Origin of the sequence: Brachybacterium squillarum M-6-3 (assembly GCF_000225825.1) — a bacterium.
GTDB lineage: Bacteria > Actinomycetota > Actinomycetes > Actinomycetales > Dermabacteraceae > Brachybacterium > Brachybacterium squillarum.
In genome coordinates this window covers 121,496-144,799 of the sequence record NZ_AGBX01000005.1, presented here as the reverse complement: position 1 = coordinate 144,799, position 23,304 = coordinate 121,496, and the positions used below count along the sequence as shown (strand labels likewise).

The window sequence follows — 23,304 nt, the reverse complement described above, 5'->3', positions numbered from 1 at the left end:
GGGCCGAACCCCTCCGGAAGCGTCCCCGTCGGACCGCGCCGCCAGGGCCCGGGGTGGGGTCGGCGGCCGGATCAGCGGGCGGCGGGCTCCTCGCGGGCGGCCCGCACCTCGGCGGCGATCACCCGCACGGCGAGGTCGCCGGGGTAGCCCTTACGGGTCAGCAGGGCGTCCAGGCGGCGGGTGACGCGCTGGCGGGCACTGCCGTCGCGGTCGGCGCGCAGCTCCGCCCGGTCGCGCTCGCGCAGCCGGGAGCGGACCAGCGCGCGGCAGCGCTCGGCCTCGGCCTCCTCCCGCTCGGCCGCATCGAGCTCCTCCTCGCCTGCCACCGCGGCGAGGCCGGTCGTGTCGTGGAGGGGCTGGGCGAGGGCCTGCTCGATGAGGGCGGGATCGACCTGCTTGCCGCGCAGCTCCCGGCGCAGGGCCTCGTCGGAGAGGGCGCGCAGGCCGCGGCGCTGGCGCACCCATTCCGCGGCGAAGGCGGCATCGTCCAGCAGGTCGGCACGCTGCAGGCGGGCCATCGCCTCATGGGCCACGTCCGCGGGGACCTCGCGCTCCCGCAGCCGGGTGCGCAGCTCCCCCTCGGAGCGGCGGCGACCCGCCAGCAGACGCATCAGGTAGCGGCTCTCGTGGAGCACCGCCTTCTCCTGGGCGGCGCGCTCGGGGTCCGGGGCCGGGCGCGGGGTCTCGAGGATCCGCCGGGTGCGCCGGGCCAGGTCCTCGCGCAGCGCCGCGTCCTCGTCGTCGGCGGGGACGCGGAGGTCTCCGGGCCCGTCGCCCTGCTCCGGATGCGCCGCGGGCGCGGCGGGAGGGCCCGCAGGCTCCTCGCCGCCGCGCCCGGGGCGTGCGGTGGGGGTCATCCTCAGATGGCCGCCGGGACGTCCTCGTCGAGGAACTCGGCCTCGCCGAGCTCCTCCGCCTCATCGGCGGCACCGGCCTGCTCGGCGGCGTACTTGCCCACGCCGAGTGTCCGCAGGATCTTCTCCTCGATCTCCGCGGCGAGGTCGGTGTTGTCCTTGAGGAACTGGCGCGCGTTCTCCTTGCCCTGGCCGAGCTGGTCCCCCTCGTAGGTGAACCAGGCGCCGGACTTGCGGACCACGCCGTGCTCCACGCCGAGATCGATCAGGCCGCCCTCGCGGGAGATGCCCTCGCCGTAGAGGATGTCGAACTCGGCCTGCTTGAAGGGCGGGGCCATCTTGTTCTTCACGACCTTGACGCGGGTGCGGTTGCCCACGGAGTCCTGGCCGGACTTGAGGGTCTCGATGCGACGGATGTCCATGCGCACGGAGGCGTAGAACTTCAGCGCCTTGCCGCCGGTGGTGGTCTCCGGGCTGCCGAAGAACACGCCGATCTTCTCGCGCAGCTGGTTGATGAAGATGGCGGTGGTGCCGGAGGCGGAGAGCGCGCCGGTGAGCTTGCGCAGCGCCTGGGACATCAGGCGGGCCTGCAGGCCGACGTGGGAGTCGCCCATCTCGCCCTCGATCTCGGCCTTGGGCACCAGGGCCGCGACCGAGTCGATGACGATGACGTCCAGCGCGCCGGAGCGCACCAGCATGTCGGCGATCTCGAGGGCCTGCTCGCCGGTGTCCGGCTGGGAGACCAGCAGGGCGTCGGTGTCCACGCCGAGCTTCTTGGCGTACTCCGGGTCCAGCGCGTGCTCGGCGTCGATGAAGGCGGCGATGCCGCCGTTGCGCTGGGCGCTGGCCACGGCGTGCAGGGCGACGGTGGTCTTGCCGGAGGACTCCGGGCCGTAGACCTCGACGATGCGCCCGCGGGGCAGGCCGCCGATGCCGAGCGCGGCGTCCAGCGCGACGGAGCCGGTGGGAATGACCTCGACCGGGGGACGGGTGTCCTCACCGAGGCGCATCACGGAGCCCTTGCCGAACTGGCGGTCGATCTGGGCGAGCGCGGCGTCCAGGGTGGAGGCGCGCTCCTTGGGGGCGTTCTTCTGTGCAGGCATGGGATCTGTTCCTTCCAGGGGACCGGGGGTGCCGACGTGGTGACCGTGCGGCCACCCTAGGACTCACCCCCGACGAACGAGCGCGACCCCTGCGGGGTGTGCGTTCCCGGGCGGTGGGGAGGGACGGCGGGCGGGCCGACGCGGATCACGATACCCGAACAGACGTTCGAATGCGCGACACGCCGGGAGCACGGGGCTCCCGGCGTGTCGCGGGAATCGGAGGGTGGGGACCCTTCGGTGTCCCGGGGTTGGGGCACGGGCGGCTCAGCGTCGCCGGACTCAGTGCCTTCGGGCTCAGCGCCGCCGCAGCGCGGGCGGGATCTCCCAGCGGTCCCCCTCGGGGACCTCCATCGCGTCGCAGAGGGCGGTCCACACCCGCCGCACCGGGTACCCCGCCTCGAGGGCGGCATCGGCGCTCAGGCCGCCGACCTCCTCGAGGACGAGGTCCCGGGTGTAGGTGCGGGCGAGGGTGGGGCCGAAGACGTGGTCGGCCAGCTCGCTGAACTCGCTGCGGCGCACCTCAGTGCGCGCCCACCAGCGGGCCGGTCTCCTCGGCCAGGCCCTCGGGCACGGTGTCGGGCACGGTGACGCCCTCGGCGGCGGCGATGCGGTCGGAGACCTCCCGCAGCACGAAGGACAGCGGCATGCCGAGGGCCTCGGTCACCGAGAGCAGCAGCTCGCTCGAGGCCTCCTTCTGCCCGCGCTCGATCTCGCTGAGGTATCCCAGGGACACCCGGGCGTCGGAGGACACCTGTCGCAGGGTGCGCCCCTGGGCACGGCGGGCATCCCGCAGGACGTCCCCGAGCTCCTGTCGGAACAGGACCATGGCCTTTCCTCCCGTCGGCTCGTTCTGCACGGTCAGCACCTCACGGGTGCGGGGCGTGGGGGTGGCGGTCGTCATCGACGCCCGCCGGGTCGGGGCCGCCGCCGTGGGGGCGGTCGGCCGCGTCTCGTGGTTCGACGTACTCATCCTCGTGGTCGTTCTCGGATTGATCACGTCGGGTCCAACGCCGTCACCGCTCGGTGTGTTCCCGGCAGTGTAGTGGGCGAGACCTCATCGCTCCTGGGAGTCGTCCGGGAGGTGGACGGAGCCCTGGAGTCCGAGCTCCGCGGCGAGCAGGGCGATCGCGGCCTCCACGCTCTGCGCGCGGACGGCGGCGCGGTCCCCCGGCAGGTGCACCAGGCGGGTGAGGGTCGCGCCGCCGCGGCGGGCCAGGCCCAGCCGGACGGTGCCGGCCTCCACGCCTCGTTCATCGGGACCGGGCCCGGCCACCCCGGTGGTGGAGACGGCCAGGTCCGCGGCGTAGAGGGCGAGGGCGCCCTCGGCCATCGCGGCGGCCACCGAGGGGGTGACGGCGCCGGTGCGCTCCAGCTCGGCGGCGTCGACGCCCAGCACGCGGTGCTTGGCGGCGTAGGAGTAGCAGGCCGCTCCCCCGGCGACGGCGGCGCTGGAGCCGGGGACGTCCACCAGGCGGGCGACGACGGCGCCGGCGGTGAGGGACTCGGCGGTGGCGAGCAGCCAGCCGCGCTCGCGGGCGGCGGCGATCACCGCGGCGGGGTCGACGGCGGCGTCACCGGCGCGCGGGCGGGCGGCCGGGTCCGAGGCCTCGCCGGGGGTGCCCATCGTGTCCGGCGGCTCCTCAGGCGGCGCCGCCGGCCAGGGCCTCGCGGCGCAGGCGCAGCCCGTCCTTGAGGTTCACCAGGCCGGACCAGATGGTCAGCACGAAGGCGATGGTGACCAGCGCCAGACCGATCCAGCGGGCCGGGGACCACCACAGCTCGAAGGGCATCAGGCAGAAGGCGATCGCGATGGACTGCATCATCGTCTTGGCCTTGCCGGCCATGTTCGCCGGCAGCGCCCCGTACTTGAGGATCGTGAAGCGCATGATCGTGATGCCGAACTCCCGCACCAGGATCAGGATGGTCATCCACCACGGCACGTAGTCCCACACCGAGAGCATCACGAAGGCCGCGCCGGTCATGCCCTTGTCGGCGATGGGGTCGACGATCTTCCCGAAGTCGGTGATGAGGTTCCGGGAGCGCGCCAGGTAGCCGTCCAGGAAGTCGGTGAACATCGCGATCACGAAGATCGCGGACACCAGGATCCGGCCGCCGACGTCCTCGGGGTAGATCGCGGCCAGCACGATGAAAACGGGCACCATCACGCAGCGGGCCATCGTGAGGATGTTCGCGATGTTCCACAGCGGGGCGGGGGCGGTCTCGGTGCTCATGTCTCTCCGGGATCTCTCGGGACGGGGCGGGCGGCTGGACGGGGTCCGGGCGGGTCAGGGGCTCAGCGGCCCGTGAGCTGCCAGGCGTCCTCCCCGTCGGGCTCGTCGGCGCCGTCGTCGTACTCGGGGGCGATCTCGTCGTCGTCGTGGGACAGCGGGTCGCCGGCGTAGCGGTCCTGCGCCGGCTCCTGGTCGACGTCGCTCGCCTCGTCGAAGGGGGCCGGGTCCTCCCCCGCCGCGGCGGACGGCGCCGGCGAGGTGTCCCCGCCACGGATGCGGGCCATCGCGGAGGCGAGGTCGTCAGGGTGGACCAGCACGTCGCGCGCCTTCGAACCCTCGGAGGGGCCGACGATCTCGCGGGACTCCAGCAGGTCCATCAGGCGACCCGCCTTCGCGAAGCCCACCCGCAGCTTGCGCTGCAGCATCGAGGTGGAGCCGAACTGCGTGGTGACCACCAGCTCGGTGGCCTGCAGCAGCACCTCGAGGTCGTCGCCGATGTCGTCGTCTATCTGCTTCTTGGCGGTCTCGACCGTGACGTCTTCGCGATAGGAGGGCTTCATCTGGTTCTTCACGTGGTCGACGACCTTGTGGATCTCCGACTCGTTCACCCAGGCGCCCTGCACACGCATCGCCTTGGACTTGCCCATCGGGTGGAACAGGGCGTCGCCCTGACCGATCAGCTTCTCCGCACCCGGGGTGTCCAGGATGACGCGCGAGTCCTGCAGGGAGGAGGTCGCGAAGGCCAGGCGGCTGGGCACGTTGGCCTTGATGATGCCGGTGACGACGTCGACCGAGGGCCGCTGGGTGGCCAGGATCAGGTGGATCCCGGCGGCGCGGGCCAGCTGGGTGATGCGCTGGATGGATGCCTCCACGTCGCGCGGGGCCACCATCATCAGGTCGGCGAGCTCGTCGACCACGACCAGCAGGTACGGGTACGGCGCGAGGCGGCGCTCGCTGCCCGGGGGCGGGGTGACCTCGCCGGCGCGCACCGCCTTGTTGAAGTCGTCGATGTGCTTGAAGCCGAAGGCGGCCAGGTCGTCGTAGCGGGCGTCCATCTCCCGCACCACCCATTCGAGGGCCTCGGCGGCCTTCTTGGGGTTGGTGATGATCGGGGTGATCAGGTGCGGGATGCCCTCGTAGATGGTGAGCTCCACGCGCTTGGGGTCCACCAGCACCATGCGCACCTCCTCGGGGGTGGAGCGCATCAGGATCGAGGTGATCATGGAGTTCACGAAGCTCGACTTGCCGGCGCCGGTGGCGCCCGCCACCAGCAGGTGCGGCATCTTGGAGAGGTTCGCGACCACATAGCCGCCCTCGACGTCCTTGCCCACGCCCATCACCAGCGGGTGCTCGTTGCGGCGGGCCACGGAGCTGCGCAGCACGTCGCCGAGGACCACGGTCTCGCGGTCGGCGTTGGGGATCTCGATGCCGATCGCCTTCTTGCCGGGGATCGGCGACAGGATCCGCACGTCGGCGCTGGCCACCGCGTACGCGATGTTCTTGTCCAGGGCCGTGACCTTCTCGACCTTGGTGCCCGGGGCCAGCTCCACCTCGTAGCGGGTGACGGTCGGGCCGCGGGTGAAGCCCACGACCTCGGCGTTGACCTTGAACTGCTCGAACACCTCGCCGAGGGCCGCGACGACCTGGTCGTTGGCCTCGGAGCGGGTCTTGTGCGGGGGGCCCTCGACCAGGTAGTCCGACTCGGGGAGGGTGTAGACGATGTCCCCGGCCAGCTCCAGCTGCTCCCCGGCGCGGGGCAGCTCGCCGAGCGGCGGTGGCACCAGCTCCGGCTCCTCCTCCGCCGGGGCGGTGGCGGCGGCGCTCGCGGGCACCTTCTTGGTGATCCCGCCGGCGGGCATGGGGCGGGTGGCCCCGGCGGCGGCCTGGCCGATGTCCTCGGTGGGCGCCTCCTCCGCGGCGGTGGGGAAGGTCTTGGCGCGGCCGTTCTCGGCCTGCGCACCCTCGGCGGCCTGCTCGGGGTCGGTGGCCCGACGGGAGGCCTTGCCCTTGCGCCCGCCCCTGGCCTTGCCGGCGGCGGGCTCGTCCGCGTCCCCGGCGACGCCCTGCTCGAAGGCCTCGTCGCCCACATAGCCGAAGCCGTCGTGGTCGCGGGCCTCGGCCTCGGCGGCCTCCTGCTTCTCCTTGCGGGTGCGGCGGCGGGCGCGGGTGGGCTGCGCCTCGGTGGGTGCGTCCTGCACGGCGGCGGGGTCGGGGCGGCGGGGGCGCAGGCCGAAGGCGGTGCGCTCCTCGTCCTCCTCGACGCTGCGGCCGACCATCACCTGGTAGACGTCCTTCAGACGGCCGGGGATCGACTCGACCGGGGTGGCGGTCAGCACGAGCACGCCGAAGGCGATGACCAGGGCGTAGACGACGATCACGGCGACCGGAGGCAGCAGCGCCACCAGGGGCGCGGCCGCCAGGTAGCCGAGCACGCCGCCGCCGCGGGCCAGGGCGGCGATGCCGTCCGCCGGGGCGGGGAGCTTCGCGGTGACCGAGGCGATCGCGGCGATCGCGGTGAGGATCAGGGCCACGCCGAGGGCGATGCGGGTGTTGGCGCGCACGTGGTCGGGATGGCGGAACATGCGCAGCGCCCAGCCGGCGGCCAGCAGCGGGATCGCCATCGAGGCGATGCCGAAGGTGCCGGCGACCACGGTGTGCACGGCGCCGAGCACGGGGCCCGAGGCCTGCCACCACTCGACCACGGCCACCAGCACCGCCAGCAGCAGCAGGAAGAAGGCGTAGCCGTCGCGGCGCATCTCCGGCGGGACCTCCCAGCGGGCCACGCCGATGCCGCGGATCAGACCGCCGACCATCCGGGCCACGCCGAGGTAGCCGGAGCGCACTGCGCGCACCGGCAGGGGGAGCGTCGACGGATCGTGGGCGGCGGTCCCCTTCGTCCGGGAGGAGCCGGAGGAGGAGGACCGCGACGAGCCTTTCGACGCACGTGCGGGGGAAGACGTACGTGTCGCCATGTTCCCAGGGTAACGCCCCGCCCCCGACGCGCCCGGGAGGCGGGGAACCGGCTAGGCGGGGGCGCGTGGCCGGGATCGCGCCCCTGCTGTCCACGGAATGGAGCGAGGGAGGCACGGCCTGGCCTATGGCCGGGCTGTGCCTCCCTCACTCCGTCTCATGGACAGGGGGCCAGGCTGCCTCAGGCGGTGCTGTCCTGCCTGATCTCCTACCGCTCGCAAGCTCGCAGCACGTCGATCAGGCTTTGTCCTCCTGCCTGATCTCCTACCGCTCGCAAGCTCGCAGCACGTCGATCAGGCTTCGACGACCACCGGGATGATTATCGGCTTGCGGCGGAGGCGCTGGGAGACGTAGCGGCCGACCACGCGGCGCATGACCTGCTGCAGCTGGTGGGTGTCGCGGCGGTTGGACTGGTCCGCGACGGCCTGCTCGAGGGCCTTGACGATGTCGGGACGGATCTTCTCGAACACCTGGTCGTCCTCGGCCACGCCGCGGGCGTGGATCTCCGGACCCGCGATCAGCGCGCCGGTCTCGGAGTTGACCACCGCGAAGATCGAGATGAAGCCCTCGTCGCCGAGGATCCGGCGGTCCTTGAGGTCCGCCTCGGAGATCTCGCCCACGCTGGAGCCGTCGACGTAGACGTAGCCGTTGGGGATCTCCCCGACGACCTTCGCCTTGCCGTCCTTGAGGTCGACCACGTGGCCGTCCTTGGCCAGCACGACCCGCTCGGGCGGCACGCCGGTGGCCTCGGCGATCTTGCCGTTGGCGATGAGGTGGCGCACCTCGCCGTGGATCGGCATCACGTTCTTCGGGCGCACGATGTTGTAGCAGTACAGCAGCTCGCCGGCGCTCGCGTGGCCGGAGGTGTGGACCTTCGCGTTGCCCTTGTGGACCACCTCGGCGCCGAGCGCCATCAGGCCGTTGACCACGCGGAACACGGAGTTCTCGTTGCCCGGGATGAGCGAGGAGGCCAGGATCACGACGTCGCCGGGACCGACCGAGACCCGGTGGTCGCGGTTGGCGATGCGGCTGAGCGCGGCCATCGGCTCGCCCTGGCTGCCGGTGCACATCAGCACCATCTTGTCGTCGGGCAGGTCGTCGATCTTCTTGACGTCGACCAGGGTGTTCGGGGGCACCTCGAGGTAGCCCATCTCGGCGGCGATGCCCATGTTGCGCACCATCGAGCGGCCCACGAAGGCGACCTTGCGTCCGTACTTCGCGGCCGCGTCGAGCACCTGCTGGACGCGGTGCACGTGGCTGGAGAACGAGGCCACCACGATCTTCTGCTTCGAGCGGGCGAAGACGGAGTCCAGCACGGGGCCGATCTCCTGCTCGCCGACGGTGAAGCCGGGGACCTCCGCGTTGGTGGAGTCGGTCATGAACAGGTCCACGCCCTTCTCCCCCAGGCGGGCGAAGGCGCGCAGGTCGGTGATGCGGCCGTCCAGCGGCAGCTGGTCCATCTTGAAGTCACCGGTGTGCAGGACGGTGCCGGCGCCGGTGGTGACGGCCACCGCGAGGGCGTCCGGGATGGAGTGGTTCACGGCGACGAACTCGCACTCGAAGGGACCGAAGGTCTCGGTCTGCCCCTCCTTCACCGCCAGGGTGTACGGGGTGATGCGGTGCTCCTTGAGCTTCGCCTCGATGAAGGCGAGGGTGAGCTGGCTGCCCACCAGGGGGATGTCGGGCTTCATCCGCAGCAGGTAGGGGACGGCGCCGATGTGGTCCTCGTGACCGTGGGTGAGGACGATCGCCGCGATGTCGTCGAGACGGTCGGCGAGCATGTCGAAGTCCGGCAGGATCAGGTCCACGCCGGGCTGGGAGTCCTCGGGGAACAGCACGCCGCAGTCGACGATCAGCAGGCGGCCGTTGTACTCCAGGACGGTCATGTTGCGGCCGACGTCGCCCAGCCCGCCGAGCGGGGTGATGCGCATGGTGTCCTTGCGCAGCTTGGGCGGCTGGTTCAGCCGCTGGGCGTAGGGGGTGCTCATGCGGACCTCCGGGTCGTGTCGAGGGTGGGGATGCCGTCCACCGTCTCCAGCGCCGCGGCGAGCGCGCGCAACTGGTCGGGGTCGGCGGGAAGCAGCGGGCCGCGCATCGCCGCATGCGGCAGCACGCCCTGCAGGTGCAGGGCTGCCTTCGCTGCGACGGCTCCCGGCATGCGGGACATCAGCGCCTCGACCAGGGGGGCGAGGCGGGTGTGGGCGGAACGGGCGGCGGCCAGGTCGCCGCGGTCGACGGCGTCGACGAGCTCCCGCTCCAGGGGGCCGGCGACCTGGCCGACGACGGAGACGACGCCGGCGGCGCCGATGGACAGCCACGGCAGGTTCAGGGCGTCCTCTCCGGAGTAGTAGGCCAGGCCCGTCGCGGCCATCACCGCGGTGGCCTCGGCGAGGTCGCCCTTGGCATCCTTCACGGCCAGCACCTGCTCGTGCTCGCCGAGGCGGAGCAGGGTGTCGCGGGCGAAGGGGACGCCGGTGCGGCCGGGGATGTCGTAGAGCATCACCGGCAGCTCGGTGGCGTCCAGCACCGCGCGCACGTGCGCCTCGACGCCGGCCTGCGAGGGCCGCGAGTAGTAGGGGCTGACGACGAGCAGGCCGTCGAGACCGAGGTCCGCGTGGGCGCGGGCCATCTCCACCGAGTGGGCGGTGTCGTTGCTGCCCACCCCGGCGATGACGGTAGCCCCGGGGGCGGCCTCGCGGACCACGCGGGCCAGCTCGACCTTCTCTGCGTCCGCGGTGGTCGGCGACTCCCCCGTGGTCCCGGAGACGACGAGCTGGTCGTTGCCGGTGGCCACCAGGTGGGCGGTCAGCGCGGCGGCGGCCTCGTAGTCGATCGCCGAGCCGTCGGGCGTGAAGGGGGTCACCATCGCGGTGCCGACGGCGCCGAAGGGGCGGGTCGGGACGCTCTCGCTCACGGTCATGCTCTCCTCCGGGTGGTCGTGGGTCCGGCCGCGGGCCCACCCCCGAGGGTATCCGAGGGGTGTCGGCCCGACAGACCGTGACGCGGCGTCGGGGCGGCGGTGGCGGCCCGGGTCACTCCCCGAGGTCGACCAGCACGGCCATCGGGGTGCGCTGGCGGCCCTGGCCCAGGGGGTTGTCGGCGAAGGTCGCCTCCATGACCTCGCCGGGCACGTCGAGGTCGGAGCCGAGCTGGTTGCGGCCGATGTCGTTGGCGTCCATCACCACGGTGCCGGCGAAGGAGTCGCGCAGCGCGGAGGGGATGTCGGCCTGTCGGATCGCGGTGGACAGGCGGGCGGCGACCTGGTCCGGATCCTTCGGCGGCAGCTTCGCGGAGACGTTCGAGGGGAAGGCCGAGTAGGGGGTGGGGCCGTCGATGGCGCGGACGTTGTCCCCCACCACCTCGTAGAACACGCCCCGTCTGCCCAGCACCTTGCCGGCCGCGCCGGCCGCGGCGGCGACCGTCACACGGGGCAGGCCGACCTCGCGGATGGCCAGCTCCATGGTGGTGGGGTCGCCCAGGCCGATGCCGGCCGGGGTGCGGCTGACGAAGCGGCTGAGCACGCGGGCGGAGAGGCGGGGGCGGATCTCCCAGGTGAACCAGGAGCGGCCCTGGGTGATCGCGACGATCTTCTCGCTGATCACGAAGTACCAGGGGGCGCCCGCGGGGACGGTGCCCTCCGGGATGGCGGCGGCGAAGTCCTCGATACGGGCGGCGACGGCGGCGGTGAGGTCGTCGCCGCGGGCCACCAGGGCGGTCTGCAACGGCAGGCGGCGCCAGCGGTGCCCGTCGACCTCGGAGACCAGGTCCAGCTCCTTGCCGGGGTTGGCCTCGTGGTCGGGCTTGTCCTGCTCGATGCGGTCGGGGTCGGTCTCCTCCGCGGCGGGCTCGGCGGCGGTGCCGGCCGGGTCGTGTCCGGCGGTGGCGGCGTCGTCGCAGAAGGCCCGCAGCCACAGCTCGAGGTTCAGCAGGCGCCAGAACACGGCGGTGTCGTGGGTGCCGGGGTTCTGCACCAGGTCGTCGAACAGGGCCAGCACGCTGCGGGCGTCCACGTAGGGGCGGGCGGCGAAGGACTCGGAGGCGAAGATCTCGCGGATCTGCGGGGCGAGCCGCACGAACCAGACGTCCTCGGGGACGGTGACCTCTCCGGCCTCGCGGCGGCGGGCGATCCTCTCGGGCAGCGCCTCGGCGGTGAGCTCGCGCAGCAGGTGCCCGGCGCGTCCGCCGTGGACGAGGGCGGAGGCGTCGAGACCGGCCACCAGGCGGAGCAGCTCGAGGTCGAGGAAGGGGGTGCGGCGCTGCAGGCCGAAGCGGCTCGCGGTGCGCTCGGCGACGCGCAGGCGCGCCGGGAGGGAGTCGCGCAGGACGTCCGCGGCGAGCCGCTCGCGCAGGTCCGCGGCGGGCCGGGGCGCCTTCTCGGTGCTGTGGGCGGCGACGAAGGCCGAATTCATCAACGCCGCGGTGGGCACCTCGGTGCGGCCGCTCAGGCGCTCGCGGGCGCCGCGGGCCAGCAGCTCGCGGGAGCCCAGCACCTCGCGGGCCAGGGCCCGGGGGTCGCGGCGGAGCTGGCGCAGCCGCACGGGCACGTAGCGCTCGTCGGCGGCGAGGACCTCCTGGGCGCCCAGGCCGTCCAGCAGCAACTCGACGTGGCCGCTCGCCTCTCGGGAGGCGGCATAGCGGGCGTAGGCGGCGGAGCTGGGGGCGGGCTCCTCGAGGGTGCGCACGAGGTCCTCGAGGTCGGCCAGGAAGGCCTCGGCGTCGGGGTGAACCGGGTGCGCCTGGATCTGGCCGGGGAAGTCCGCGGCGAGGGCGCCGAGGTCGCCGGCCTGATCGCCGCCGGAGCCGGGCACCACTGCGGAGACGGCGTGCAGGCGGGGGCCGACGGCGCCGAAGGCCTCGTCGGCGGGAAGGGAGCGCAGGCGCGCGGCGACCTCCGCGGCGAGCGCCGAGGAGCCGAGGCCGCCGGCGAGGGTGACGCCGACGGTCTGGTCCGCGCGCAGACGGAGCCGCAGGGCCTCCTCGAAGCGAGCGCGTACCTCGGCGAGGGCGGCCTCGTCCAGGGGACGGCCGGGCCGCGAGGCGGCGTCGGCGAGCTCCTCGCGCAGGCGGGTGTAGGAGGAGCGGTCGGCACCGTCGGGGCCGATCACCAGCGCCTGGCCGGGCAGGACGCGGCGGATGCCGCGCAGGAAGCTCTGCTCCTCCTCGTCGTGGGCGTCGAGCCGCAGGTAGCGGTACACGGCGCGGTCGTCGGGGGCGGGGGTGAGCCGGTCCGCGGCCAGCAGCGCGGTGAGGGAGGAGGCGAACAGGAAGGCCCCGTCGAGTCCGTCCGAGCCGTCCTCGGTCCGCTCCCCCGCGACGAACAGCGGGCGGATGCCGAGGTGGTCGCGACCCAGGGTGAGGGTGTCGGCCTCGCGGTCGTGGAGGGCGAGCGCGAAGGGGCCGCGGAAGCGGTCCAGGGCCTCGGGGCCCCAGGCGCGGAGCGCGGCGAGCGCGAGGTGCGCAGCGCCGTCACCGTCGATCGCCTGTCCGGCGGCCTCGAGCTCCGTGCGCAGCTCGGGGTGGTTGTGGATCGCCCCGTCGAGGACGAGGGCGTGGCGGCCGTCCGCGCTGATCGCCGGCTGCTCCGCGGCGAGGGTGCCCAGTCCGGTGTCGCCGTCGACGGCGAGGCGGGGCTCGGCCTCCGCCCCGCCGGGGGCGAGGCCGGCGGTCATCGCGCGGGTGATGGCCTCGGTGTCGGCGCCGAAGCCGTGGCTGCCGGAGATTCCACTCATGGAGGGTCCTTTCGCGGGGGTCGACGCCGGGGCGCGGGGCGGTCCGGCGGGGTGTCCCCGGGGCGCGGCACGGCCGGGGAGCGGCCGCCCGAGCCTATCAACGGGGCCAGAACGGACCCGGCAGATCGCCGGGAGTCGGGCGGGCTCGTGCCGGCGGGGGGCGGCTTGGGTTCAGGGGGCTCAGGCGCCGCGGCGGCCGAGCAGCAGGGCGCCGTCGTGGACGTGCACCTCGAGGTCGTCGAGGCTGGTGACGAGGCCGTCGGCCAGCGGCGTGAGCACGGCGGCGGGCGTGGTGGTGGTGACGGCGACGGTGCGCGCCCCGGCGGCGGCGCCCGAGCGCAGGCCGCCCGCCGAGTCCTCCAGCACGATGGCGGTGGCGGGATCGGCGCCGAGACGCTCGGCGCCGAGCAGGTAGGGCTCGGGGTCGGGCTTGCCCGCACTGACCTGGTCGGCGGTCACCAGGTGGTCGGGGGTGGGCAGGCCGGTGCGCGCCCAGCGGGCCTCGAACAGCGGCCGGGTGCAGGAGGTGACGATGGTCCAGGTGGGGCGGCCGAGCTCGGCCGAGGCAGCCTCCAGCTCCTCCAGCAGCCGCTGTGTGCCGGGCAGGGTGAGGATGCCGGAGACGTCGGCGACCTCGAGCTCCTCGATGCGGCGGTGGGCCTGTTCGACCTCCTCGCCGGAGAGCTGGGGCAGCAGCTCGGCGATGACCTGGCGGGCGGGCTGGCCGTGCATGGTGTGGGGGAAGCCGTCGGTGTTGCCGTGCTCCCGCAGCAGCTGATCCCAGGCCCGCTCGACGGCGGGGCCGGAGTCGATGAGGGTGCCGTCCATGTCCAGCAGCAGCACGGAGCCGGTCAGCGGGAAGGCGTCGGGGAGGTTCTCGGCGCCGTCGGCGACGGGGGCATCGGTCATGCGCCTACCGTCTCACACCGACAGGTGGACGCCGCGGTACCCATCGTCCCTGGTGACCGTACAGTGGGCAGCATCATGAGCACGGCCCACCCCTCCCCCGCGGAGCCCGTCGCGGACGAGGTCCGCCGGGTCCGCCGCACCGGCTGGTCGATCGGCCTGGCCACGGGGCTGTACGGCATCTCCTTCGGGGCCCTGGCGACCGCCTCGGGTCTCGACGTGTGGCAGGCGATGGTGCTGGCCGCGGTGATGTTCTCCGGCGGCAGCCAGTTCGCCTTCGTCGGCGTGATCGGTGGGGGCGGCTCGGTGGTCGGCGCCTCCCTGGCCTCGCTGCTGCTGGGCGTGCGCAACACCCTGTACGGCTTCGCGCTGACCACCACGTTGCCGCGCGGCGGCTGGAGGGGCCTGGCGCGTGCTCAGCTGACCATCGACGAGTCCGCGGCCAACGCCGCCACCGCCGTCTCGCCCGAGGCGCGCCGGGCCGGCTTCTGGGCGGCCGGCGTGGGCGTCTACGTCTTCTGGAACCTGTTCTCCCTGCTGGGGGCGCTGGCCGGGCAGTACGTGGCCGATCCCGGCGCCTGGGGGCTGGACGCCGCCGCGGCCGCGGCCTTCCTGGCGCTGCTGTGGCCGCGCCTGCGCCGCGCGGAGGCCGTCGCGGTCGCGGTGGCGGCGGCCTTCGTGGCGCTGCTGACCACCCCCGTGCTCCCCTCGGGCCTGCCGGTGCTGGCGGCCGCCCTGGTGGCGGTCGCGGCCGGGCTCCTCCCCCGCCGCGCGGCGACGACCGCGGAGGTCGGCACCACCGAGGAGGAGGCACGATGAGCCTGCTGTGGATCGGGGTGATCGCCGCGTCGCTGGGCACCTTCGTGCTGAAGTGGCTGGGTTATCAGGTGCCGCCCGACGTGCTGGAGCGGCCGCGGATCGCCCGCATCACCGCCCTGCTCCCCATCGCGCTGCTCGGCGCGCTGGTGGCGACCCAGGGCTTCACCGACGGTCAGGCCATCGTGCTGGACGCCCGGGTGGCGGGCCTGGCCGTGGCGGCGGTGCTGCTGGCGCTGCGCGCCCCGTTCCTGGTGGTCGTGGTCGCCGCGGCCCTGGCGGCGGCAGGTCTGCGCATGCTCGGCTGGGGCTGAGTGAAGGAACCGCTGACGTCTTCCCTCTCAGTAACTTCGCCGGCTAGCTGGCTCGGCCTGCCACACATCCTGTCAAGGCTTGGCTAGACACAGTGACCACCCGGCCCTAGACTCAGCATCGGTAGCTGGAGGTGAAACAGTCCTCTGAGCGCCAACCCGGGAAGCCCGCGCTACGGCGCGGGCTTCCGCGTTTAGTGCCACAATGTCGACATGCTCTTGGCCTACATAGATGAAATCGGCGAACCTGGCGCTTTTGTGTCACGCCAGGACGCACGATTTAACACAAGCCCAGCCTTCGGCTACGCAGGCTTCATAATCCCCGAGCAACGCGCCCGCGACTTCGGGTCCGTTTTTGCCGAGCAGAAGCGCACGCTCTTCAAGAACGAAATCAAAAAAGCAGACCACCCGGGCCGCTGGGAGAAAAAAGGGGCGAGCATTTTTAGTGCCCTCGCCCCAAGAGATCACCCTTCCCAACTCAGAGTATTTGATCACTTAGTTAGAACCGTCACCCAAATGGGCGGCAATCTCTTTTATTATGCCGACGAGAAGCCAATAGGTACTCCGAAACAGGTTCAGCTCGATCCCGCAAGGACCGAGAGAGAAGCCATGGAGGAGACGCTAAATCGAATCGCGAGACATGCGGCGCACTCGAGCTCCAATGTAATGATAATCATCGATCAGATCAACGAGAAAACTCGGGCCGAGCGACTACCAAACATGTACGGCCACATCCTCGGTCGCTCGTCAGACTATCAAGAAATGCAAAGAATCCTCGAACCTCCGATGCATGTCGACAGTCAGCTAAGCGCTAACGTGCAGTTCGCTGATTGGATTGCGGCATGCGCTGGGCGCGCCGTGGACTACCAGCTCATCGTAGATTCCCGCTACAACTGGATCGCGGACGAAAGATCCCTAAAGAGAATAAGGGGGTCTTTTACTTCTGAATCCAAGCTCCATTATCACAGGCGGGCAATCGAGGACCTCAACCACTCGCGCATATTCAATCGTGATCGCCCTCTCTTTCCGAAAGCGGAAGGGCAGTTACTTGGCTCGAACATTAACCCAAGACAGGCAGAAAAAATCCGCGCGGTCGCGGCTGCCGCAAAATCTCGCAAATCTTAGACCGGTTAGCCTCGAGTCTAAACTGTGACCATTAGGGCGGCCGCTATTATCTGACAAATGCAGCCGTTCCGTACCTCCCGCCGCCACCGACGGCGAAGACTTGTGCACTGCAAACGCTGGAGCCGCGTGGAATTTCCACCGGGAGTTGGCATCCGCAAAAAGTACTCACTACTACACGAAGAGCGGGCAGGCCCGGGCTTCTCCTGATCTCGCCCGTCGCTGCACTGACGGCGGAGGGGCTGCGCCTCCGCAGCTGAGGCGATGGGTGGCGCCCCGACGCCCAGATGTCCGTGGCCTCAGTTGTCCTCGCCGCGTAGGTAATACCCCGGAGATGCTTGCTCACCGTCCCGATCATCGTCGCCCTCCGCGGTGGCGTCCTGCTCCTGCTCGACGGCGCCGAGCGGGGCGCCCTGGCGGTCGTCGCGGCGCAGCTTCCGGTACCACTCGCGCTGCTTCTCGCTGGCCTGCCGGGAGGGCCGTTCGCGCGCGCTGAGCGGGTCCTCGCCCAGCACCGGGTCGTCGCCGGCCTGGTAGCGATCGGTCCACACCTGGATCAGCGTCCACGCCATCGCCGTGTAGGGCACCGCCAGGATCGCGCCGAAGATGCCGCCGACGATGGTGCCGATGGTCAGCGCGAGCAGCACGATCAGCGGATGCAGGCTGAGCGCCCTGCCCATCACGACGGGCTGCAGCAGGTTGCCCTCGATCTGGTTCACCGCGATCACGATGACGATGACGATGAGCGCGGTGAACGGTCCGTTGGTGACCAGGGAGACCGCGGCGGCGAGGGTCCCGGCGACGGTCGCGCCGACCACGGGGATGAAGGCGCCGAGGAACACGATGACGGCCAGCGGCACCGCGAGCGGCACCCCCAGCAGGGCCAGGCCGATGCCGATCAGCACGGCGTCCACCAGGGCGACGGTGGCGGTGCCGCGGACGTACCCGCCGAGCGTGGCGGCGGCCCGGTCGATGGACTCGGCGAGCTTGGCGCGGCTCTCCCCGCGGAACCAGCGCAGGGTGAAGTTCCACATCGCGCTGCCGTCCTTGAGGAAGAAGAACAGCAGCACCACGATGAGCACCAGGCCGGTGAGGACCTCGGTGGCGGCGGAGACCCCGGCCAGGGTGCTGGAGGCGAAGTCCGCACTGGTCACGAACTCCGTGGCCTGCTGGACCGCGTCGTCGATGACCCCGGTGTCGATGGGCAGGGAGGTGGAGGCGATCCAGTCCCGCAGCTCGTCCCAGGCGCCCAGCGCGGAGGAGACCAGGGAGTCCCACTCGCTGCGGATGGCGAGGACGACGCCCGTGATGGCGCCGCCGGCGACCGCGACGATGGCCAGGAAGGAGGCGAGGGTGGCCAGCAGGTCGGGCCAGCCCTTGGAGGTCAGCCAGTGCACCATCGGGGAGACGGCGGCGGCGAGGATCAGGGCCACCAGCACCGCGATCACCACGACGGTGACCTGCTGCAGCAGCCAGACGGTCCCCGCGGCGACGGCGGCCAGCAGCAGGACCTGGCCGGCCCGGGACCCGGCGCGGCCCAGCGGATCCGCCCAGGTGCCGGCGGGCGGGTCGGGCATCTGGCTGGGCTCGGTGGTGCTCACGGCGGTCCTCCCGGGGGCGCTGACGGCGGTTCGCGGACCGATCCCGGGCGACGTCTCCCGAGGGGGTGGCGAGGGGCCGCGTCGCGGCCCCGCAGGCCATCATAGGCGCAGGCCCCGACAGCGGTCGGCCCGGCCCGGAGCTGCTCCGGGCCGGGCCGACCGTCGGGTCAGGCGAGCGTCGGCGCGAAGGGGTCGAAGTCGACGGGCACCGCGGGCACCGGCTGCACCCGGCTGTCCACGGTGACGACGCTGCCGGAGGCGGCGGACTCCTCGGCCGAGAGCATCACGTCGAGCACGTGGTAGCCGAGCTCGCCGGAGGCCACGTGGGGGCGGTCCTCGGCGATGGCGCGGACCATGTCCAGCGCGCCCAGACCGCGTCCGGTGACGACGCCCCGCGAGGGGACCTCGACCCACTCCTGCGGCGGGGGCACCTCCCCGAGCTGCTCGAAGGGCCGCACGTAGGCGACCTTGCCCCCGAACATGTTGGGGTCGGGCACCACCAGCGAGCCCTCGGTGCCGTGGATCTCGACGATGCCCTGGCGGGCGAGCGGCGAGTCGAAGCTGACCAGGGAGTTCGACTGCTGGCCGGCCTCGAAGGAGGCCAGCACGGACATGGTGGAGGGCACCTCGACGGGGAAGGTCTCCCCGGCGCGCTCCCCCACCTGGATGGCGCGCTCGGCGTGGGCGCGCAACCCCATCGCCGCCACCGAGGTGATCGAGCCGAACAAGCTGACCAGGGTGGTCAGGTAGTAGGGGCCGATGTCCAGCAGCGGGCCCGCGCCGCGGGCGAAGAGGAAGCCGGGGTTGGGGTGGAAGACCTCGGGACCCTGGTACTGCATGGAGGTCTGGGCGAACAGCGGTCGCCCGATGACGCCCTCTGCGATGGCGCGCTTGGCGGTCTGCACGCCCGGGCCGAGCACGGTGTCGGGGGCGACGCCGACGCGCAGACCCGCGCGCTCGGCGCCGGCCAGCAGCGCGGCGGTGGACTCGCGGTCCAGGCCCAGCGGCTTCTCGCTCCACACGTGCTTGCCGGCCTCGATGGCGGCGAGGGACACCTCGGCGTGGACGGCGGGGATGGTCAGGTTGACCACCAGCTCCACGTCCGGGTTCGCGAGGACCTCCTCGGCGGTGCCGGCGGCGGCGATGCCGTGCTTGGCGGCCTGGCTGCGGGCGCGCTCGACGTCGAGGTCGCCGAGGGCGAGCACCTCCACGTCGGGGAAGGAGCCGAGGTTCTCCAGGTAGGTGTCGGAGATGACGCCGACGCCGATCAGGCCGACGCCGACGGGTCCGGTGCGACGGCGCGCGCTCATGCCGCGAGTCCCTTCTCGATGAGGAAACGGTAGCTGTCGGCCACGTCCTCGAAGACGTCGCCGGGGGCGTGGTCGTACTCGATGACGGCGTAGCGCAGGTCGGTGGCGGCCTGCAGGGCCTCGACGGTGGGCACGTCACCGTCGCCGGCGTGGCGCTGGTCCAGGCTGTCGGAGCGGAACGGCGGGGCGTCGGGGGCGAAGGGGTTGCCGGCGGGGGCGACGCCGTCCTTGACGTGGATGGCCAGCAGCCGGTCGCCGAGCTCGCCGACGAGGCCGACGACGTCCTGCCCGCCGACCAGGGCCCAGAACAGGTCCAGCTCGAGGCGCACGGCGGGCTCGGCGAGGGAGAGGAACAGCTGGTAGGCGGTGCGACCCTCGAAGTCGGCCAGGAACTCCTGGGCATGGTTGTGGTAGCCGACGGTGAGGCCGTAGCCGGCGGCCTTCTCGGCGGCGGCGTTCATGCGCTCGGCGATGTCCTTCACGCCGTCCTCGGTGAGCCAGCGCTCGGTGGGGACCATCGGGTCGATGACGGTCTGCATGCCGATCGCGGCGGCGGCCTCGAAGACCTCGTCCTGGCTGGGGGTGGGGATGGAGCCGTCCGGGGTCCACAGCTCGTCGGAGAGCAGGGGCGCGTGCCCGGTGGGCGAGGCCAGGCCCGCCTTGTCCAGGGCGGCACGGATCTCGGCGGGCCGGCGCACGAAGTCGAAGGCCTCGACGTACTCGAGGCCGATCTCGGAGAGCTTGGCCAGGGAGCCGTCCATGTCGGCACTGAAGGCGGAGGCCAGGGAATAGAGCTGAACTGATGCGCGGGGCAATGCCATCGCGGAACCTCTTCCACACGTCGTCGTCTGGGTCCACACGCACGGAGCGGCGTGATGCACCCCACCCTACGGGAGAAACCTCCACGCGGAGGTTTTGTCTGTAGTGTGGATCACGTGACGCGTCCGGACCCCTCCCCGCAGCCCGCTCCCCCGCCGACGGAGGTCGGCGGCCGGGGCCGTCCCGGCGCCTACGCCAAGGGGGTCGCCCGCCGCCGGCAGATCCTGGACCGGGCCATCGAGGTGTTCCGCGAGCGCGGCGCCGAGGGCACCTCGCTGCGCCGCATCGGCGAGGCGATCGGCGTCTCCCACGCGGCCCTGCTGCACTACTTCCCCTCCCGCGAGCAGCTGCTGCTGGCCGTGCACGAGCACGCCGAGCAGGCCCGCCCGGAGACGGCCGGGCCGGAGCCGGGGGCGGTGGAGATCATGACCACCGCGGCGCGGCTGAACGTCGAGGTGCCCGGCCTGGTGGAGCTGTACTCCACGCTGCTGGCCGCCGCCCTCCGGGCCGAGGCCAGCCCCACCCAGGAGTACATCGGCGGACGCTTCGAGGCGGTCCGCGCGGACCTCGCCGAGCGGCTGCGCCGCGATCAGGCCGCCGGCACGGTGCGGGACGACGTGGACGCGGAGGACGTCGCGGCCCTGCTGGTGGCGGCCTCGGACGGCCTGCAGATCCAGTGGCTGCTGGCCCCCTCGATCGACCTCGAGCGCACCCTGGAGACCTTCACCCGGCTGCTGGCGCCCTGAGCACGCCTCAGCGGGTCTCGCGCTCCACGGCGATGGCGCGGCGGGTGTGGCGGCGGGCCTGGCGGCGGTCCCGCAGGGCGTCGTAGGCGTAGGCCAGGCGCAGCCAGTCCTGCCAGGTGACGGGGTCCCCGGCCTGCTCGAGGCCCTGGATGCGGGCGCGGGCGACCTCGAACTCCTCGGCGGGGTCCTCGAGCGGCCCGGCCGGCGGCGCGTAGCGACGGGCCAGCCCCCCGGCGGCCAGGCCGAACATCACCTCCCGCCAGGTGACCCACACGGTCAGCGCGAGCAGCACCACCAGCGCGGCGGCCAGGCCCCAGCCCACCACGCCGCCGGCGCGGGAGAAGCCCCAGGCGATCCAGCCCAGCCCCCAGCAGTAGGCGGCGGTGATCAGCAGCAGGGCGAGGACGAAGAGCTTCTGGCGCATCGGGCGAGGGGTCCTGGGGGTGTCGGCGGCGGGAGGGGACGGTGGATCGGGGCTCAGCCCAGGTCCATGTAGCCGTCCAGGCCGACGGTCAGGCCCGGGTGCGCGGCGACCTCGCGGACGCCCAGCAGCACGCCCGGCATGAAGCTGGCGCGGTCGAAGGAGTCGTGACGGATCGCGAACTGCTCCCCCACCCCGCCGAACTGCACGACCTCATGGGCGACCAGGCCGCGCTGACGCACCGCGTGCACGTGCACGCCGTCCACCACGGCCCCGCGGGCGCCCTCCGGGTCCTTCTCGGTGGCGTCCGGCACCGGGCCGAGCCCGGCGGCGGCGCGCCCGCGGGCGATCGCGGCGGCGGTGTGGGCGGCGGTGCCCGAGGGGGCGTCGAGCTTGTCCGGGTGGTGCATCTCGATGATCTCGGCGCTCTCGTAGTAGCGCGCCGCGACCTCGGCGAAGCGCATGGCCAGCACCGCCCCGATCGCGAAGTTGGGGGCGATCAGCACACCGACACCGGGATGCGTGGACAGCTGCGCGCGCACGGCCTCGCGGGAGTCCTCGTCCCAGCCGGTGGTGCCGACCACCGCGTGGATGCCGTGCTCGATCAGGAAGGCGACGTTCTCGCGGGTGGCGGCGGGCACGGTGAGGTCCACGGCCACCTGCGCGCCGGCGTCCACGACCTGCTGGAGGTCGTCGCCGCGGCGGAGGCTCGCCACCAGCTCCAGGTCGTCGGCGGCCTCGACGGCGGCGCAGGCCTGCGAGCCCATACGGCCGGCGGCCCCGATCACGGCGACGCGGATCGGCGAGGTGGGGGTGCTGCTCATGGCTGCTCCTTGCGGGGGTTCGGGGGGCTCTGGATGCTCAGGATTCCGGGCCGACGTCGACCCGGGTGGAGAAGGAGGAGGCGAGCTGCGCGGCGAGGCGGCGCACGTCCTCCGCCTCGACGGCGGCGATGCGGGAGAGGGTCTCGTCGACCCCGGTGTAGGTGCCGTGCACCAGCTCCACGGTGCCGAGGCGGCCCATGCGGCTGCTGGTGTCCTCCAGGCCCAGGGCGAAGGAGCCGGTGATCTGGCCGCGGGCGCGGCGCATCTCGGCCTGGTCCACGCCGCGCTCCCCCATCGTCGCGAGCTCCTCGCCGAGCAGCTCGACCACCTGGGCGGTGCGGGCGGGGCGGCAGGCGGCGTAGAGGCCGAACAGGCCGGCGTCGCGGTAGGCGGCGCTGAAGGAGTAGACGGTGTAGGCCAGGCCCCGCTGCTCGCGGATGTTCTGGAACAGCCGGGAGGACATGCCACCGCCGAGGATCGACATCAGCACCGACAGGGCGTGGCGGTCCTCGTGGACGGCGCTGAGTCCGGTGCCGCCGAGGTAGATGTGGGTCTGCTCGGCGGGGCGTGCCAGCAGGTGCGGCCGGATCGCGGCGACCTCGTGCCCGCCCGCGGCGCCCCCGAGCATCATCTCCGGGTGGGCCTCACGACGGCGGACGGTCGGCACGGCGCCGTCCTCCAGCACCCAGCCACCGCGTCGCAGCCCGGCCACGAGCTGCTCGGAGAGCTGCTCGTGGTCGACGTCGCCCACGGCGGTGACCAGCAGGTTCTCCGGGCGGTAGTGCTCGGAGAAATGGGCGCGGACGTCCTCGATGCCCAGGGCGTTCACGCTCTCGGCGGTGCCGCCGACGGGTCGGCCGATGGGGGTGTCCGGACCCAGCACGTCGGCCAGGAAGGTCTCGTAGCCGACGTCGCCGGGGTCGTCCTCGGCCATCGCGAGCTCCTCGAGGATCACCTCGCGCTCGGTGGCCAGGGCGTCCTCCTCCAAGGAGGGGGCGGTGATCATGTCCGTGAGCACGTCCAGCGCCATCGGCAGGTCCGCCGAGCGCACCCGCCCGTAGTACAGGGTGTGCTCCTTGGCGGTGACGGCGTTGGACTCGCCGCCGACCTCGTCGAAGGCGGTGGCGATGTCCATCGCGGAACGCCGGGCGGTGCCCTTGAACAGCAGGTGCTCCAGCACGTGGGTGGAGCCCGCATGCTCGGGCCGCTCGTCCCGGGAGCCCACCGGCAGCCACATCCCGAGGGTCGCGCTGCGCACGCTGCGGTCGGTCTGGGTCACCAGGCGCACCCCGCCGGGCAGGATGCTGCGGCGCACCCCGGCGGCGGCGTCGAGCACCTCGTCGGAGCGGGGGTCGTCGAAGGACAGGTCAACAGGCATCGGTCGATTGTTCCACGGTCCCCGGCCGGTGCCGGATCGGCGTGGGGCGGCTCACGGAGCGGTCCGGCGGGGACCGCGAGCCGGGCTCCCCGTCCGCGCCCCGGGACGCGGAACGGGCGGCACCCCCGGCAGGGGATGCCGCCCGTCCGCTCAGGCGGGGATC

The 23,304-nt window shown here is 72.7% G+C and carries 21 protein-coding genes; 4 read left to right on the top strand and 17 right to left on the bottom strand.

The window, feature by feature from the left end; translation table 11 throughout:
* Nucleotides 1-71: 71 nt before the first annotated feature.
* From OM98_RS07665 to OM98_RS07610, 11 genes are all read right to left on the bottom strand, one after another.
* On the bottom strand, nt 72-857 hold the full coding sequence (locus OM98_RS07665; protein ID WP_010534022.1) for a regulatory protein RecX: 786 nt from the start codon (nt 855-857) through the stop codon (nt 72-74).
* A gap of 2 nt (nt 858-859) precedes the next feature.
* Nucleotides 860-1,957 (bottom strand): recombinase RecA, encoded by a 1,098-nt coding sequence (gene recA / locus OM98_RS07660; RefSeq protein WP_010534021.1) that lies wholly within the window; start codon nt 1,955-1,957, stop codon nt 860-862.
* 294 nt (nt 1,958-2,251) lie between these two features.
* Nucleotides 2,252-2,476, bottom strand: a complete 225-nt coding sequence (locus OM98_RS07655; protein ID WP_010534020.1) for a DUF3046 domain-containing protein — start codon at nt 2,474-2,476, stop codon at nt 2,252-2,254.
* Nucleotide 2,477: 1 nt separating this feature from the next.
* Nucleotides 2,478-2,783 (bottom strand): helix-turn-helix domain-containing protein, encoded by a 306-nt coding sequence (locus OM98_RS07650; RefSeq protein ID WP_010534019.1) that lies wholly within the window; start codon nt 2,781-2,783, stop codon nt 2,478-2,480.
* Between the two features lie 228 nt (nt 2,784-3,011).
* A complete protein-coding gene (locus OM98_RS07640; RefSeq protein WP_010534017.1) occupies nt 3,012-3,581 on the bottom strand; it encodes a CinA family protein in 570 nt (189 codons plus the stop codon).
* 16 nt (nt 3,582-3,597) lie between these two features.
* On the bottom strand, nt 3,598-4,188 hold the full coding sequence (gene pgsA, locus OM98_RS07635) for a CDP-diacylglycerol--glycerol-3-phosphate 3-phosphatidyltransferase (RefSeq protein ID WP_010534016.1): 591 nt from the start codon (nt 4,186-4,188) through the stop codon (nt 3,598-3,600).
* 62 nt (nt 4,189-4,250) lie between these two features.
* Complete coding sequence (locus OM98_RS07630; protein WP_010534015.1) at nt 4,251-7,040, bottom strand: FtsK/SpoIIIE family DNA translocase; 2,790 nt, start codon at nt 7,038-7,040, stop codon at nt 4,251-4,253.
* A gap of 411 nt (nt 7,041-7,451) precedes the next feature.
* A complete protein-coding gene (locus tag OM98_RS07625; protein WP_010534014.1) occupies nt 7,452-9,146 on the bottom strand; it encodes a ribonuclease J in 1,695 nt (564 codons plus the stop codon).
* Complete coding sequence (dapA, locus tag OM98_RS07620) at nt 9,143-10,078, bottom strand: 4-hydroxy-tetrahydrodipicolinate synthase (protein ID WP_010534013.1); 936 nt, start codon at nt 10,076-10,078, stop codon at nt 9,143-9,145. Before dapA ends, OM98_RS07625 begins: the two co-directional genes overlap by 4 nt.
* A 112-nt stretch (nt 10,079-10,190) precedes the next feature.
* Nucleotides 10,191-12,887 carry an asparagine synthase-related protein gene (locus tag OM98_RS07615; protein WP_010534012.1) on the bottom strand — a complete coding sequence of 899 codons (2,697 nt, stop codon included), beginning with the start codon at nt 12,885-12,887 and terminating at the stop codon, nt 10,191-10,193.
* Between the two features lie 180 nt (nt 12,888-13,067).
* On the bottom strand, nt 13,068-13,796 hold the full coding sequence (locus OM98_RS07610; RefSeq protein ID WP_010534011.1) for an HAD-IA family hydrolase: 729 nt from the start codon (nt 13,794-13,796) through the stop codon (nt 13,068-13,070).
* 75 nt (nt 13,797-13,871) lie between these two features.
* On the opposite strand from OM98_RS07610, the gene OM98_RS07605 reads away from it, so the two are divergent.
* The 3 genes from OM98_RS07605 (at nt 13,872) to OM98_RS15190 (ending at nt 16,045) form a co-directional block, all read left to right on the top strand.
* A complete protein-coding gene (locus OM98_RS07605; RefSeq protein WP_033195102.1) occupies nt 13,872-14,612 on the top strand; it encodes an AzlC family ABC transporter permease in 741 nt (246 codons plus the stop codon).
* A complete protein-coding gene (locus OM98_RS07600) occupies nt 14,609-14,923 on the top strand; it encodes an AzlD domain-containing protein (RefSeq protein WP_010534009.1) in 315 nt (104 codons plus the stop codon). Before OM98_RS07605 ends, OM98_RS07600 begins: the two co-directional genes overlap by 4 nt.
* Before the next feature lie 210 nt (nt 14,924-15,133).
* A complete protein-coding gene (locus tag OM98_RS15190) occupies nt 15,134-16,045 on the top strand; it encodes a DUF3800 domain-containing protein (RefSeq protein WP_010534008.1) in 912 nt (303 codons plus the stop codon).
* 296 nt (nt 16,046-16,341) lie between these two features.
* On the opposite strand, the gene OM98_RS07595 is transcribed toward OM98_RS15190, so the two are convergent.
* The 3 genes from OM98_RS07595 to OM98_RS07585 form a co-directional block, all read right to left on the bottom strand.
* Nucleotides 16,342-17,643: an AI-2E family transporter gene (locus OM98_RS07595; protein WP_010534007.1), complete on the bottom strand. Its 1,302-nt coding sequence runs from the start codon at nt 17,641-17,643 to the stop codon at nt 16,342-16,344.
* A 167-nt stretch (nt 17,644-17,810) separates the two neighbouring features.
* On the bottom strand, nt 17,811-18,953 hold the full coding sequence (locus OM98_RS07590) for a Gfo/Idh/MocA family protein (RefSeq protein ID WP_010534006.1): 1,143 nt from the start codon (nt 18,951-18,953) through the stop codon (nt 17,811-17,813).
* Nucleotides 18,950-19,774, bottom strand: a complete 825-nt coding sequence (locus OM98_RS07585) for a sugar phosphate isomerase/epimerase family protein (RefSeq protein WP_029362763.1) — start codon at nt 19,772-19,774, stop codon at nt 18,950-18,952. The genes OM98_RS07590 and OM98_RS07585 overlap by 4 nt, the downstream gene beginning before the upstream one ends.
* Before the next feature lie 114 nt (nt 19,775-19,888).
* Here OM98_RS07585 and OM98_RS07580 point away from each other — a divergent pair, with 114 nt between their 5' ends.
* Nucleotides 19,889-20,518 (top strand): TetR/AcrR family transcriptional regulator, encoded by a 630-nt coding sequence (locus OM98_RS07580; RefSeq protein WP_010534004.1) that lies wholly within the window; start codon nt 19,889-19,891, stop codon nt 20,516-20,518.
* A 7-nt stretch (nt 20,519-20,525) separates the two neighbouring features.
* On the opposite strand, the gene OM98_RS07575 is transcribed toward OM98_RS07580, so the two are convergent.
* The 3 genes from OM98_RS07575 to OM98_RS07565 are packed head-to-tail and all read right to left on the bottom strand — an operon-like array spanning nt 20,526 to nt 23,141.
* Complete coding sequence (locus OM98_RS07575; RefSeq protein ID WP_010534003.1) at nt 20,526-20,942, bottom strand: hypothetical protein; 417 nt, start codon at nt 20,940-20,942, stop codon at nt 20,526-20,528.
* A gap of 53 nt (nt 20,943-20,995) precedes the next feature.
* The gene (gene dapB, locus OM98_RS07570; protein WP_010534002.1) at nt 20,996-21,763 is read right to left on the bottom strand and encodes a 4-hydroxy-tetrahydrodipicolinate reductase; all 768 of its coding nucleotides are present in this window, start codon (nt 21,761-21,763) and stop codon (nt 20,996-20,998) included.
* Between the two features lie 37 nt (nt 21,764-21,800).
* Entirely contained in the window at nt 21,801-23,141 is a 1,341-nt protein-coding gene (locus OM98_RS07565) for a M16 family metallopeptidase (protein WP_010534001.1), read from the bottom strand.
* Nucleotides 23,142-23,304: the final 163 nt, after the last annotated feature.